This is a genomic window from Corallococcus sp. 4LFB (genome assembly GCF_046520365.1).
GTDB lineage: Bacteria > Myxococcota > Myxococcia > Myxococcales > Myxococcaceae > Corallococcus > Corallococcus caeni.
Map to the genome: position 1 here is coordinate 1 of NZ_JBKGHJ010000205.1, position 14,197 is coordinate 14,197.

13 protein-coding genes and 1 pseudogene are annotated in these 14,197 nt (G+C 72.1%); 12 read left to right on the plus strand and 2 right to left on the minus strand.

Annotated features, from left to right (window positions below; all coding sequences use genetic code 11):
- The 12 genes and pseudogenes from ACLEQD_RS21780 to ACLEQD_RS21835 all read left to right on the plus strand — a co-directional run.
- Positions 1 to 661, plus strand: a 661-nt coding sequence (locus ACLEQD_RS21780) for an efflux RND transporter periplasmic adaptor subunit (protein WP_410386363.1), incomplete at its 5' end; no start/stop codon positions are given.
- The gene (locus ACLEQD_RS21785; RefSeq protein ID WP_410386365.1) at positions 651 to 1,649 is read left to right on the plus strand and encodes an efflux RND transporter permease subunit; all 999 of its coding nucleotides are present in this window, start codon (positions 651 to 653) and stop codon (positions 1,647 to 1,649) included. The genes ACLEQD_RS21780 and ACLEQD_RS21785, both read left to right, overlap by 11 nt.
- Positions 1,570 to 3,778: pseudogene (locus ACLEQD_RS21790) on the plus strand (efflux RND transporter permease subunit). Before ACLEQD_RS21785 ends, ACLEQD_RS21790 begins: the two are co-directional and overlap by 80 nt.
- Positions 3,775 to 4,320 carry an RNA polymerase sigma factor gene (locus tag ACLEQD_RS21795; RefSeq protein ID WP_410386366.1) on the plus strand — a complete coding sequence of 182 codons (546 nt, stop codon included), beginning with the start codon at positions 3,775 to 3,777 and terminating at the stop codon, positions 4,318 to 4,320. Before ACLEQD_RS21790 ends, ACLEQD_RS21795 begins: the two are co-directional and overlap by 4 nt.
- 65 nt (positions 4,321 to 4,385) lie before the next feature.
- A complete protein-coding gene (locus tag ACLEQD_RS21800) occupies positions 4,386 to 5,039 on the plus strand; it encodes a methyltransferase family protein (RefSeq protein ID WP_410386367.1) in 654 nt (217 codons plus the stop codon).
- A gap of 274 nt (positions 5,040 to 5,313) precedes the next feature.
- Positions 5,314 to 6,636 carry a TolC family protein gene (locus tag ACLEQD_RS21805; protein ID WP_410386369.1) on the plus strand — a complete coding sequence of 441 codons (1,323 nt, stop codon included), beginning with the start codon at positions 5,314 to 5,316 and terminating at the stop codon, positions 6,634 to 6,636.
- On the plus strand, positions 6,614 to 8,044 hold the full coding sequence (locus ACLEQD_RS21810; RefSeq protein WP_410386371.1) for a multicopper oxidase family protein: 1,431 nt from the start codon (positions 6,614 to 6,616) through the stop codon (positions 8,042 to 8,044). The genes ACLEQD_RS21805 and ACLEQD_RS21810 overlap by 23 nt, the downstream gene beginning before the upstream one ends.
- 197 nt (positions 8,045 to 8,241) lie before the next feature.
- On the plus strand, positions 8,242 to 9,933 hold the full coding sequence (locus tag ACLEQD_RS21815) for an ATP-binding protein (protein WP_410386373.1): 1,692 nt from the start codon (positions 8,242 to 8,244) through the stop codon (positions 9,931 to 9,933).
- Between the two features lie 28 nt (positions 9,934 to 9,961).
- On the plus strand, positions 9,962 to 10,261 hold the full coding sequence (locus ACLEQD_RS21820; RefSeq protein ID WP_410386375.1) for a PRC-barrel domain-containing protein: 300 nt from the start codon (positions 9,962 to 9,964) through the stop codon (positions 10,259 to 10,261).
- A 43-nt stretch (positions 10,262 to 10,304) separates the two neighbouring features.
- The gene (locus ACLEQD_RS21825; protein WP_410386377.1) at positions 10,305 to 11,000 is read left to right on the plus strand and encodes a VOC family protein; all 696 of its coding nucleotides are present in this window, start codon (positions 10,305 to 10,307) and stop codon (positions 10,998 to 11,000) included.
- 83 nt (positions 11,001 to 11,083) lie between these two features.
- On the plus strand, positions 11,084 to 11,569 hold the full coding sequence (locus ACLEQD_RS21830) for a PH domain-containing protein (protein ID WP_410386379.1): 486 nt from the start codon (positions 11,084 to 11,086) through the stop codon (positions 11,567 to 11,569).
- Positions 11,559 to 13,133, plus strand: a complete 1,575-nt coding sequence (locus ACLEQD_RS21835) for a PH domain-containing protein (protein ID WP_410386381.1) — start codon at positions 11,559 to 11,561, stop codon at positions 13,131 to 13,133. The genes ACLEQD_RS21830 and ACLEQD_RS21835 overlap by 11 nt, the downstream gene beginning before the upstream one ends.
- On the opposite strand, the gene dhaL is transcribed toward ACLEQD_RS21835, so the two are convergent.
- A complete protein-coding gene (gene dhaL, locus ACLEQD_RS21840) occupies positions 13,096 to 13,704 on the minus strand; it encodes a dihydroxyacetone kinase subunit DhaL (protein ID WP_410386383.1) in 609 nt (202 codons plus the stop codon). The two genes, ACLEQD_RS21835 and dhaL, sit on opposite strands and share 38 nt — an antisense overlap.
- Positions 13,638 to 14,197: dihydroxyacetone kinase subunit DhaK (locus ACLEQD_RS21845; RefSeq protein WP_410386385.1), on the minus strand; the 560-nt coding region annotated here is incomplete at its 5' end. The genes ACLEQD_RS21845 and dhaL, both read right to left, overlap by 67 nt.

Below are 14,197 nucleotides of genomic sequence, written 5' to 3' on the forward strand. Positions count from 1 at the left end.
CGCCGCCGCGAAGGCCGCGCTGCTGGCCCTGGGCGCGGGCGGCGCCGGGGGCGAGGGCACGTCGGGCTTCGTGCTCAAGGCGCCCATCGACGGCACCGTCGTGGAGCGCACCGCGCGGCTGGGGCAGATGGCGGACCCGTCGCAGGCGCTCTTCCGCATCGGCGACCTGTCGTCGCTGTGGCTCGTCGTCCACGCGTTCGAACGGGACGCCGTGCGCCTGAAGTCCGGGGCGGAGGCGCGCGTCACCTTCGCCGCGTACCCGGGCCAGGAGTTCGCGGCGAAGGTGGGCCACGTGGGCCAGCGGGTGGATCCGCGCAGCCGGACCATCCCCGTGCGCCTGGAGCTGGACAACGGCAAGGGGCTCCTGCGGCCGGGCATGTCCGCGTCCGCCTCCATCCCCCTGGGCGAGCCGGGCGCCACGCTCACCGCGGTGCCGGCGGCGGCGCTCCAGCGGCTGGAGAACGGCTGGGTGGTGTTCCTGCCCACCGCGGAGGCCGGCGTCTTCGAGCAGCGCGAGGTGGGCCGGGGCCGCAGCCTGGGCACGCAGGTGGAGGTGCTCTCGGGGCTCGCGGTGGGCGACGAGGTGGTGGTGGAGGGCGCGTTCCTGCTCAAGGCCGAGGTGGAGAAGTCCGAGGGCGGAGGTGACGAACATGGCCACTGACCCCCGCGGGACGCTGCCGGGGCGCATCCTCCGCGCGTCCTTCGCCCGGCCCGGGCTGACGGTGCTCGTCGTCCTGGCGCTGGCGGCCTTCGGCGCGGTGTCGCTGCGCAACCTGCGCCAGGACGTGTTCCCGGACCTGTCCGCGCCCATCTTCAACGTCATCGTGCAGAACCCCGCCATGGGCGCCGAGGAGCTGGAGACGGCGGTGGCCATCCCCCTGGAGGTGGCGCTCGCGGGCCTGCCCCAGGTGCGCCGCATCCGCTCCACCTCGCAGCTGGGCGTCACGCAGGTGACGGTGGAGTTCGAACCGGACGCGGACTACTTCCGCAGCCGCCAGTACGTGGCGGAGCACGTGGCGCGGGTGGAGGGCGAGCTGCCGCCCGGCACCGACGCGCCGCTCGTGTCCAGCCTCACCGGCCGGCTCAACGAGGTCTTCGAGTTCACGCTGGAGGCGGAGCCCGGCAGCGCGGACCTGATGGCGCTGCGCGACCTGGCGGACTTCGACATCAAGAACCGGCTGCTCGCGGTGCCCGGCGTCGCGGGCGTGGAGCGGCTGGGCGGCTACCTGCGCCAGTTCCAGGTGCTGCTGGATCCGGATCAACTGGTGGCGCGAGGCATCACGCTGGACGAGGTCCAGCACGGCCTGGAGGGCGCCAGCGTCAACGCGTCCGGCGGCTTCGTCACGCAGGGCCCCATGGAGTGGGCCGTGCGCGCGGTGGGCCGGGCGGAGACGGTGGAGGACCTGAACAACACCGTGGTCGCGCTGCGGGACGGGACGCCGGTGCTGCTGGGGGACGTGGCGGACGTGCGCGAGGCCCCCGCGCCGCGCCGGGGCGATGGCGCACCGGCTCCAGGGCGAGGTGGTGAGCTGCCGCGTGAGCAAGCAGTTCGGCGCGGACACCGTGCGGGTGGCCGAGGGCGTGCGCGCGGCCATCGAGGAACTGCGCCGCTCGCTGCCGCCGGGCGTGCAGCTGCGCGTCGTCTATGACCAGTCGGAGCTGGTGGGCTCCGCGCTGGGAGGCGTGGGCCGGGCCATCCTGCTGGGCGCGTTCCTGGTGGTGGGCGTGCTCTTCCTGCTGCTGGGGGACTGGCGCGCGGCGCTCATCGTCACGCTCACCCTGCCCTGTCGCTGGCGCTGGCGGGCCTCCTGCTCAAGGCGGCGGGCATCGGGTTGAACACGATGACGCTGGGAGGGCTGGCCATCGCGGTGGGCCTGCTGGTGGACGCGGCCATCATCGTCGTGGAGAACGTCATCCACGACCTGCGCGAGGGCAAGGGCCGCCGCCCGGTGCGCGAGGAGGCGCTGGCGGCGGCGCTGGAGGTGGGCCGTCCCATCGCCTTCGCCACGCTCATCGTCGTCGCGGTGTTCATCCCGCTGTTCTCGATGACGGGCATCGAGGGCCGCATGTACCAGCCGCTCGCGGCGGCGGTGGTGGCGTGCCTGGCCGCGTCGCTGGCGCTGGCGCTCACGCTGGTGCCGGTGGTGTCGGGGCTCCTGCTGCGCGCGCCGCGCGAGGACTCGCCGGAGGACGTGTGGCTCATCCGCAAGGTGAAGGCCGCGTACGCGCCGCTGCTGGACAGGTGCATGCGTCACGCGGGGCGGGTGCGCGTGGTGGCGCTGGCCATCACCGTGCCGGCGCTGGGCCTGGCCTTCATGGTGGGCAGCGACTTCATGCCCCGGCTGGACGAAGGCGCGTTCCTGCTCCAGACGGTGCTGCCGCCGGAGGCGTCGCTGGACGAGGTGGACCGCCTCAACCACCGCGTGGAGGACGTGCTGCGCGAGTTCCCGGAGGTGGAGGACGTGGTGCGCCGCACCGGCCGCGCCGAGCGCACCGAGGACCCCATGCCCCACACGCTGTCCGACGTGCTGGTGGTCCTCAAGAAGGACACGGTCGGCGGCCGCGAGGCGCTGGAGTCGCGGATGCGCGAGGCGGTGGAGAAGGTGCCCGGCGTGTCGGTGCTCTTCACCACGCCGCTGGGCATGCGCATCGACGAGGGGCTGGGAGGCAGCCCCGCGGACCTCTCCGTGCGCATCTTCGGGCCGGACCTGGACACGCTGGCCGGGCTCGCGGAGCGCACGCGCGCGCTGATGGCGAAGGTGGACGGCGTGGAGGACCTGCGGGCGGAGCGGCTGAGCGGCCTGCCCCAGCTGCGCATCGCGGTGAACCGCGCGGCGGTGGCGCGCGTGGGCCTGACGCCTGGGGACGTCATCAAGGCCGTCCGCATCGGGCTGGTGGGTGACGAGGCCGCGCAGATCTGGCGGGGCCAGCGCCGCTACGACCTGGTGCTCCGGCTGGCGGACCACCGCCGGGGCGACGTGAACGCCCTGCGCAACCTGCTGGTGGACGGGCACGACGGCACGCGCATCCCCTTGAGCCAGCTGGCCACCATCGAGGAGACCACCGGCGCGGGGAGCGTGCGCCGGGAGGCGGGCAGCCGGCGCATCGCGGTGGAGGCGGGCGTGTCCGGCCGCGACCTGGGCGGCACGGCGGCGGAGGTGCGGGAGGTGCTGGCCACGCAGCTGAAGCTGCCCACGGGCTACTTCGTGGACGTGGGCGCAAGGTGGAGAGCCAGGAGCGCGCGGCGCAGGCGCTGACGGTGGCCATCGCCGTGGCGCTGCTCGCGGTGTTCGTCCTGCTCTACCTCGCGCTGGACTCGGTGGCGGAGGCGCTGGTCATCCTGGCCACCTTGCCGGACGCGTTCGTGGGCGGCATCCTCGCGCTGCTGCTCGCGGGAGAGACGTGGAACGTGTCCAGCCTGGTGGGGCTCATCGGCCTGTTCGGCATCGCGGTGCAGAACGGCCTGGTGCTCGTGGCGCAGACGAAGGACCTGATGGCCCGGGGCAGGCCCTTCGCGGAGGCCGTGCGCGAGGCGAGCCTCGGCCGCGTGCGCCCCAAGCTGATGACGGCGGCCACGGCCATCCTCGGCCTGTTGCCGCTGCTGGTGCTGCCGCTGCACGGGACGGAGATCGAGCGGCCGCTGGCGGTGGTGATGGTGGGCGGGCTCGTCACGTCCACCCTGTTCACGCTGCTGGCCCTGCCCACGTTCTACGCGCTGGTGCACGGCTTCCAGGAGCGCCTCGCCGCGCGCAGGGCGGAGCGCAAGGCCCCGGTATGAGCCTGTCCCCGGAGGCGCTGGACGCGCTGCTGCGCCATCACCACGCGTTCCTCGCGTTCCTCACGCCGCGCGTGGGGAGCCAGGAGGCGGCGCGCGAGGTGCTCCAGGCCGCGTTCGTGAAGGGCATGGAGCAGGGAGCGTCCCTGCGCGAGGACCAGAGCGCGGTGGCCTGGTTCTACCGGCTCCTGCGCAACGCGCTGGTGGACTGCCACCGCCGGGGCCAGCGCGAGGTCACCGCGCTGGCGTCGCTGGCCCACGAACAGCCGCTGTCCACCGAGGACGCCGCCGGGTTGGAGGCGACGGTGTGCGGCTGCGTGGCGGGGCTCGCGGGGACGCTCAAGCCCGGGTACGCGGAGGCCGTGCGCCGCGTGGACCTGGAGGGGCTGAGCGTGGCCGCGTATGCGAAGGAGGCGGGCCTCTCCGCCAACAACGCCGCCGTGCGGCTGCACCGCGCGCGGCAGGCCCTGGGCCGGCGGCTGGTGGAGCTGTGCGGCCACTGCTGCGCGCAGGGCTGCGTGGACTGCGCCTGCGCGCCCGCTTGAAAATGCAGGTGTAAGAGCGCGCGGGCCCGGGCGTCAGCGTGGGGGAACGCAGCAGGAGAGCTCCCATGGACGTCGCCACCTTCACCCGGCCGGCCCTGCCCGCCGCCACCCTCGCCTTCCTCCTCTTCGCCATGGTGCTGCCGTCGGTGCGCCTGCGCCGCCGCACGGGCCGCCCGGCGCTGGTGCTGCATCGCTCGGGGCCGCCGCTCCAGCGGGTCATCGGCGTGGGCATGGCGCTGTTCATGGGCGCCACCGTGCTCTGGAGCGCGGCGCACCTGGCCTTCGGTGAGCCGGCGCTGGGCGTGTGGCACGTCCCCCCGGCGCTCCGATGGAGCGGCTGGGCCCTGGTCGCCGCCGGGTTCGCCCTCACGGTGCGGGCCCAGGTGGAGATGGGCGCGTCGTGGCGCATCGGCATCGACTCGGAGCGGACGGAGCTGGTGACGGGCGGCCTCTTCGGCGTCGTGCGCAACCCCATCTTCAGCGGGATGCTCCTCGTGGTGACGGGCCTCACGCTCGCGACCCCGAGCGCGTGGACGGTGATGGGCTGGCTCGACTACCTGCTCCTGGTGTCGCTCCAGGTGCGGCTGGAGGAGGACCACCTGCTGCGCCTCCACGGCGGCGCGTATCAGCGCTACGCGGCGCGCGTGGGCCGCTTCCTCCCGGGCGTGGGGCGGCTCGGGCCGGTGGGCCTGGACGCCGCTCCTCGCATCACAGTGTGACGTTGACGGTCACACCTCACCCGAAGTGCCCCTGGGAACGTGCTCCGCTGGACGCCGTCATTCCATGGGGTTGCGGTATTGGACGTCATGGCCCGGGCCTTGCTCGACAGCCGCCGGTGTCCTGGCTGCCGTACGGGCACGCCCTTTTCCGAGGTCTCGTGTGCACTGGAAATCCCCCTGGTTCCTCTCCGTTCTGCTGCTCGGTGGCTGCGCGTCCGTCCAGAAGGAGCGCGGCCACCTGGAAGTGGCGGCACTCGTGGAGGAGCGGACAGGCTTGAAGACGCGTTGGAACCAGGGCACGCCCGAGGACGCCCAGGTGCAGAAACACCTGGACGCCCTGCTGGCCGGCGACCTCACGTCGGATCACGCGGTGGAGGTGGCGCTGCTCAACAACCCCACGCTCCAGGGGACGTACGAGGAGCTGGGCGTGTCCCAGGCGGACATGGTGCAGGCCGGGCTGCTCACCAATCCGTCCTTCGACGGGAGCATCGGCTTCCCGCTGTCCTCGGACGGCGGCATCGAGCACGAGTTCTCCATCGTCCAGAGCTTCGTGGACCTCTTCACGCTGCCCCTGCGCAAGCGCGTGGCGAACGAGCAGTTCCTGGCGGACACGCTGCGCGTCGCGCACGAGGCGCTGGCCACCACGGCGGAGGTGCGCCAGACGTTCACGGAGGTGCAGGCCCGGCAGCAGCTGGTCGCGCTGCGCCGCGAGGTGTTCCAGGCCGCGGACGCGGCGGCGGACCTGTCCGGCCGGCTGCGCGCCGCGGGCAACGTCACGGTGCTGGCCCTGGCCACCGAACAGGCCGCGCTGGAGCAGGCGCGGCTGGAGCTGGCGCAGGACGAGCTGGCGCTGTTCGAAGCGCGCGAACACCTCAACCGCCTGATGGGCCTGTTCGGCCCGAGGGTCCAGTGGACGGTGGGGCTGAAGCTGCCGGAGGTCCCCGCCACCGAGGTGTCGCTGGAGCACCTGGAGACGCTGGCCATCCGGCAGCGGCTGGACATCGACGCGGCCCGCAAGCAGGTGTCGCTGTTGTGGAACGCGCTGGAGCTGGCGCGCAGCACGCGCTTCTTCGGCCGCGTGGAGGTGGGCGTGCACACGCACCGCGACGCGAACGGGCCGCGCCTGCTGGGGCCCACGCTGTCGCTGGAGCTGCCCATCTTCGATCAGCGGCAGGCGCTCATCGCGAAGCTGGAAGCGCAGCACCGCCAGGGCGAGGACCGGCTGACGGAGCTGTCCGTCAACGCCCGCTCGGAGGTGCGCGCCGCGAGGGCCCGGCTGGTGACGCTGCGGAACATGGCGGAGCGCTACCAGAAGGTCGTGCTCCCGCTGCGCACCACCATCGTCGAGGAGTCACAGCGCCAGTACAACGCCATGCAGATCGGTCTTCCCGCCCTCCTCATCGCCAAGCGCGAACAGGTGGAGGCCTGGAGGGCCTACCTGGAGACGGTCCGCGACTACTGGATGGCGCGGGCCGATCTGGAGCGCCTCGTGGGCGGACGCCTGCCCGTGCCCACCGCGCCCACTCCCGCTCCCGCGCCCACTCCTGCTCCGTCCCCTTCCCCCGAGCCCACCCATGAGCACCATGAAGCCCACTGACGAAACCCAAGGGCCCTCCGAGGACACGACGTCCGAGGCCATCGATACGCCTGCCGCGCTCACGCGCCGCAGCCTGCTCGCGCGCACCGGCGCCACGCTGGCGACGGGCGCCCTGCTGATGCACGGCCGCGCCCAGGCCCAATCCAGCGTGCCCGGCGCGAAGGCCCCGCGCGAAGGCTCCGCCGCGGACACGGGCGGCAAGGTCGCCCGGCAGTCGCACCTGCCGCCCGGAAAGGCGGGCCGCGACTACCGGCCCGTCGTCGTGCCCAACGGCGCGAAGCTGCCGTGGAAGGACGTGGGCGGCGTGAAGGTGTTCCACATGGTGGCCGAGGAGGTGGAGCACGAGTTCGCGCCCGGCCTCAAGGCCACGTGCTGGGGCTACAACGGCCACGTGCACGGGCCCACCATCGAGGTGGTGGAGGGCGACCGGGTGCGCTTCTACGTCACGAACCGGCTGCCCGCGTCCACGACGGTGCACTGGCACGGCATCCTGCTCCCCAACGGCATGGACGGCGTGGGCGGGCTCAACCAGAAGGCCATCGCGCCGGGGGAGACGTACCGCTACGAGTTCACGGTGCGCCAGTCGGGGACGGGGATGTATCACTCGCACCACGACGAGATGACGCAGATGGCGCTGGGCATGGTGGGGATGTTCATCATCCACCCGCGCAAGCCGGTGGGGCCGCGCGTGGACCGGGACTTCGCCATCATGCTGCACGAGTGGCGCATCGACCCGGGCACGCGGCGTCCGGACCCCAACGAGATGACGGACTTCAACGTGCTGACGATGAACGCGAAGGCGTTCCCCGGCACGGAGCCCATGGTCGTGCGCAAGGGCGAGCGGGTGCGGATCCGCCTGGGCAACCTGAGCGCGATGGACCACCACCCCATCCACCTGCACGGCTACCAGTTCCGCATCACGGAGACGGACGGCGGCCGCATCCCGGAGAGCGCGCAGTGGCCGGAGACGACGGTGCTGGTGCCCACGGGCAGCACGCGCACCATCGAGTTCGTGGCGGACGAGCCCGGCGACTGGGCCATGCACTGCCACATGACCCACCACGTGATGAACCAGATGGGCCACGACCTGCCGAACATGATCGGCGTGAAGCCCGGGGCCCTGAACGCGAAGGTGCGGCCGCTCTTGCCCGGCTACATGACCATGGGGCAGACCGGCATGGGGGACATGGCGGGCATGAACCACATGCCCATGCCCGCGAACTCCATCCCCATGGTGGGCGGCAAGGGCCCCTACGACGAAATCACCATGGGAGGCATGTTCACCCTCCTCAAGGTGCGCGACCACCTGGACGGCGAAGGAGACCCGGGCTGGTACACCCCGCCGCCGGGCACGCAGGCAAGGCTCGCCCAGGCGGAGGAGTTGCGCCGGGACGGCATCGACGTCTGAGCAACATCCAAGGGAGCGCGGCGGCTTGCATGCCGTGGAAGTACGTTCGCCCCCTCATGTCCGCCATTGCACCTGGGGCTGGCGATAACCACCTTTGATATCGGTTCAGCACCACTCGCCAGCAGCCGTTCTGCTCGCTTTCGAATCCGACCGTGATTGCGTGGCGCCAGGGCATTCTGGTGACAGGGGAAGGGGTCATGGCGAGCATCGCGGAGTTCATCCGGAACAACCACGCGGAGATCGTGCGGTGCTGGATGGAGGAGGCGACCCGGGCGGCGTCCGCCCGAGGCCTGGACAAGCCCGAGTTCAGGAACGTCATGCCCGTCTACCTCGCGTCCCTCGCGGAAGCCCGGGCCTCTGGCGGTGATGGCGACGACAAGCAGCGGCAGCACGTTGAAAGCCATGTGTCCGCACGGCTTCGCCAGGGCTTCCATGTCGCGGAGGTGGTCGAGGAGTTCGCCATCCTGGGACGGTGCATCACCCAGATGTGGGCCATCACGCCTCCCAAGCTGCAGCCCGACGCACATGACGTCGAGCGGCTCTACGCCGAGCTGCACGTCGCCATGGAGAGCGTCACGGACCTCTTCGGCAAGCACCTGCTGGAGGAGGAACAGACGGAGAAGCGCTACCTGCGGCTCCTCCAGCAAGTGGCCAGCGAAGCCCTCAGATTGGATGGACCCGGCAGCCGGAACCAATTGAAGGAGCTGCTCGAGATCATCCTGGAGGCCATGGGTGCCCAGAGCGGCGCCTTGCTGCTGTACGAGCCTGAGGGGGAGCGCCTGGTCACCGCGGCCTCCGTGGGAGCCGCCAACGAGCAACTGGAGCACTACGCGACCTCGCTGGACCCGAAGACCTTCACCGGGAGCATCGCGGCGGCGGGCGAGGAGACCTACTCCCTCTGGGATGCCACGACCACGACGCTCCAGGTGAGCGACACGCTCCGCCAGGGAGGGATCCACTCGCTGCTTGGCGTCCGGCTCCCCGCCCACCGGGCCCTGATGGGGGTGCTCTACATCGGGCTGACCGACACCCGTGATTTCACCGGCCGGGAGAAGCAGCGACTCCAGACCCTGGGACAGCACCTGAGCATCCACCTGGAGAACGCCCAGCTGTACGCGAAGCTCCAGGAGAAGGTCGAAGCGCTTCAAGCCGAGCGAGGCCTCCGCGAGCAGTTCGTCACCATCCTGGCCCATGACCTTCGTGGCCCCTTGTCCGCGGCGAGGATGGGGGCCCACGCGCTCATCCGGACGCCGGAGAAGCTGGACACGTGGCGCGACCTGGGGCTGAGGATCGACCGGAACATCGAACGGGCGGACCAGATGGTGAGGGACCTGCTCGACGCCAACCGCATCCAGGCGGGCCAACGGCTGCCGCTCCGGCTCGACGTGTGCGACCTGGGAGGAATCGCCCGCGACGTCGTCGAGGAGCTGGCGATGCTCCATGGAGAGCGCTTCGTGCTCGAGGCGCAGGATCGCGTCCGGGGCATGTGGAGCGCCGAGGAGCTGCGCCGCGCCTTGTGGAACCTGGGCACCAACGCCCTCAAGTACGGAGCGGCCGACCGCCTCATCACCTTCACCGTCACGTCGACCGGCACGGGAGCGCGAGTCTCCGTGCACAACGAGGGCCCGGTGATTGCTCGCGCCGACCAGGAGACCATCTACAAGCCCTTCGTCCGGACGCGCTCCGCCCAGATGGGGACTTCAAAGGGCTGGGGGCTGGGACTGTCGCTGGTGTGGGGGTGCGCCCAGGCGCACGGAGGGAGGGTCGAGCTGACGAGCAACGCCGCCACCGGAACGACCTTCAGCCTGGTGCTGCCCTGGGACGCCCGCCCGTTCCAGGCGGACCTGAACGTGAAAGAGCGCGCCCAGCAGGTTTCAGGCGCGTACTGATTTGTGAGCAAACGGAGGAGCAGACGCCATGCAATTCGCGGAGCGCATCGTCCAGGGTCGTCAGGTCGTCGCGGCCGGCGGACAGACGCTCGGGAACGTAGAGACCCTGTCCATCGACAGTGAGACCTGGAAGGTCGACTCCATCCAGGTGAAGTTGACCTCGGAGGCCGCCGAGCTGTTCGGCGTGTACTGGAACTACTTCCACGCGGGGCGCATCTACGTGCCGACGCGCCTGGTGCATTCGGTGAGCGACACCGTGCTCCTCTCCGTCACCGTCGACGCGCTCCGGCAGGTGCTCGCCCAGGACGCCGCCAGCGCCACCACCTGAGTACGGCTTTACTCGCCCGCGCCCGTCCACTACGAGAAGCCCGATGATGAACGGCTTCTGCTGGTACGAGCTCAGGACCACCCGGCCCGACGAGGCGCGGCGCTTCTATTCAAACGTGCTGGGAGCGCCCTTCGAGGGAGAGCTCAGCCTCCTGCCGGAAGCCGCGGCGGCCCGGGGCGCCCCCAGTCACTGGCTGGGCCACATCGACGTCCCCGACCTGGAGTCCTCCGTGCAGCGCTTCACCGCGCAGGGCGCCGAGCGGCTGGGACCGCCGCGCAGGTCCGCGGAAGGCATCCCGTCCACCGTGCTGAGGGATCCGTCCGGCGTCGTGCTCGCGTTGACGTCACGGACGGGGCACCCGACGCACGCGGAGCTGGCGTGGCATGAGCTGCACACGCTCGACCGGGAGCGCGCCATCGCGCTCTACAGCGGCTTGTTCGGCTGGCGGCCCACCGAAGCGCTCCAGCTGTCCCCCGAAGTCGGGACGTATCAGCAGTTCACCTGGCGCGAGGACCTGCGAAGCGTGGGCGCCGCGTGCGGCACCGCGCGCCTCCCCCACATCCATCCGCACTGGCTCTTCTACTTCGCGGTCGACGACCTGGACCGCGCGCTCACGGCGGTCGAAGCCGGCGGAGGGCTCGTGGCCAATCATGGCACGCAAGTCATGCCGGACGGCTCACGTGTCGCGGTCTGCGAGGATCCACAGCGGGCCGCGTTCGGCCTGCGTCAGCGGCCGTAGCGACGCCTCCGATACATCCCCGTGGCGGGACTCCAGCGGAATGGACGAATGGGATAGATTCGGCTTTCCCCGGAGGACCTCCCATGACCGCCCCTCTGCCGACGCTGGAACGCCTTCCTCGCGGAGCGCTCACGTTGTTCCGCATCCGCGCGCTCCTGCGCATGGGCCTCTACGGGGCGCTCACGTTCGCCGTCGCGCTGGGCCTGCGCTTCGCGGGCAACGAGCACTGGCCGTTCCTGCTGCCGTGCGCGGTGGTGCTGGGGCTGAGCGTGTTGACGGCGTGGTACCCGCAGCGAGCGCACGAGCGCTGGGGCTGGGCGCTGCGCGAGCACGACCTGGTCATCTCCCACGGCGTGCTCCTGCGGGAGGTGGTGTCCATCCCGGCGGGCCGCATCCAGCACGTGGACGTGCACCAGGGGCCCATCGAGCGGTCGCTGGGGCTCGCGCGGCTGCAGATCTACACGGCGGCGGGCAGCGGCGCGGACGGGGAGATTCCGGGCCTGGCCCGGGAGACGGCGGATGCCCTGCGCGAGCGGTTGGTGCGGCGCGAGGCCGACGATGTCGTCTGAGCCGGTGGCAGCGCTGGCGTCCGCGGAGGAGGTCCCGTGGAAGCGGCTGAGCGCGAAGGCTCCGCTCGCGGCGCTGGTGCCCCTGTCGGGCACGATTGGCCGGATGCTGCTGGGCGCGCTGCTGCCCACGTACTTCGCCGGTGACCGCGGCCTGCCGGTGGTCCTCTGGGTGATCGTCCTGAGCATCGCGGTGCTCCTGCTCGCCGCGGGGCTCTACGAGGTGGCCACGCTGAGCTACCGCGTGGTGGGCGCCCAGCTGGAGATCCGCTCCGGCATCTTCACGCGCACCTCGCGCTTCATCGAAGCCGCGCGCGTGCAGAACACGGAGGTGGTGCAGCCCTTCGTGTCGAAGCTGCTGGGGCTGGTGGAGGTGAAGGTGGAGACGGCCTCCGGAGGCAAGGCGGACGGCCACCTGCGAGGGCTGACGCCGGAGGATGCGCAGGCGCTGATCCACACCCTCCAGGCGGTGCGCCGCGAAGGCGCGGCGGCGGTGCTCCTGCCCGGCGAAGCCGCTCCGGAGGAGCGCGTGCTCTCCGAGGCCCACCTGGGAGGCCTGCTGCTCTACGGCGCGACCGCGCTGGGCCTGGGGGTGCTCGCGGTGGCGCTGGGCGCGTTGCATGAAATCACCGAGACCTTCCACAAGCTGTTGCTGCCGTGGATGCAGGCGCACTGGGAAGCGCTGGCGGCGCCGGGCATGGGGTGGGTGGCCGCGACGGTGGCGGCGCTCGTGGGGCTGTTCGGGCTGTGGCTGGTGAGCGGGGCGCGGGCGGTGCTGCGGTTCCACGGCTTCCGGCTGGTGGACACCGGCACGCACCTGCGCGCGGCGGGCGGGCTCATCACCCGGCGGCAGGTGACGGTGCGGCGGGCCCGCATCCAGCAGGTGGTGCTGGATGAACCCCTCCTGCGCCGCACGCTGGGCTTCGGTTCGGTGGAGGTGGAGACGGCGGGCGTCCGCACCGGCAAGGAGTCCGCGGACCGCGCGGAGCTGCTGGTGCCGGTGGTGTCCACGGCCCGCATGCCGGAGCTGCTGCGGGAGTTCGTCCCGGAGCTGCCCGACGCCATCGCCGCCCTGCCCCTCCAGGGAGCCCATCCGAAGGCGCTGCTGCGCGCGCGGATCCGCGCGGTGGGCCTGAGCGTGCTGGTGGCCGCGCCCGCGACCTGGTTCTGGGGAGCCTGGGGCGCGGTGGCGTGGCTCCTGCTGCCCGCGCAGCTGCTGGGCGCGTGGTTCGACTGGCGCTTCCAGGGGTGGCTCGTGACGGAGGCGCTGGTGGTGGTGCGCCAGGGCTTCTGGCGCAGGCGCACGACGGTGGTGCAGCGCGCCCGCATCCAGTCCGTCCGCGCCAGACAGGGCCCCCTGGAGCGGGGCTACGGTATCGCGCACGTGCGCATCGACGTGGCGGGCTCACACGTCATCCTGCCGAGCGTGGGCTGGACAGAGGCCCAGTCGCTCATCGACGTGCTTCCCGCGCGACGGCCCACGCGGCATGTGCCCCCGGCCAGGATCCCGGACGCGCGGCAACCGGAAGTCAGCTCCCACGGCCTCCCAGCGCCTTCATCCAGATGACGACCGCCACGGCGCCCGCGTCCGGAATGCCCTTCGCGCGCTCGCCCAGGTAGCTGGCGCGGCCCAGTCGCGGAGACATGCTCGCGGTGTCCTGCGCGCCCTGCTCCGCCGCGCGCGTCGCCTCCGCCCACGCCTCACCGGGTGGCTTCCCCTCACGAACGGCGCGCGTGAACGCCGCCGCCGCCGGGTGCAGCGCGTCCACCATGGTCCGGTCTCCCGGCCGCGCGCCGCCCAGCTCCGACACCGCCTCGACCCCACCTCGAAGGCCTTGGCCCAGCGCCGCATCCACCGGCTTGTTCGCCAGGTAGCGAGCCGCCCGGAGCAACGCCGTCGCGTAGAACGGCCCGGAGCTGCCGCCGATGTTCCGGCGCAGCGCCTGCCCCAGCTCCATCAACGCCCCCGCCGGCGTGGCCCACGCCCGCTCCGGCAGCGCGCGGATGGCCGCCGCGCCTCGTGCCAGACTCAACCCCAGATCGCCGTCCCCGGCCTGGCTGTCCAGCTCCGTCAGCCGCGCCTCGGCGGCGTCCCACGCGTCCGCCACCGCCAGCGCCGCCGCGCGCACCCGCGCCATCTCCGGCTGGGCTTCGGGTGGCCCTCCACTGTCGGGAGCGCGCCGCGCGCGGTCACCCCCTTTCGCTGCAGGACCACCTGCCCACGCCCCGGCCAGGCCGGGGCCTCCGTGGGCGCATCCAGCCTCGCGAGCCGCGCGTCATCCACCTTCAACAGCGTCAGCGAGCACCCCGGCATCTCCAGCGCCGACAGGAACGTGCCCTGCCACGCGCGCTCCACCTTCACGCCCCGCTCCACCAGGAACGCCAGCGCCCGGCGCGTCATGATGGCCAGCTCCATGGGCGGCGTGCCTCCCAGCCCGTTGACCATCAACGCCACGCGGTCGCCCCGGCCCAGCTCGCGGTCCTCGACAATGACCGACAGCAACGTGTCCACCAGCGCGTCCGCGGGCTGGTGCGCCACGCGGCGCACGCCCTGCTCGCCGTGGATGCCCAGCCCCAGCTCCACCTCACCCTCCCCCAGCGTGAAGCCCGGCCGGCCCGCCGCCGGCACCG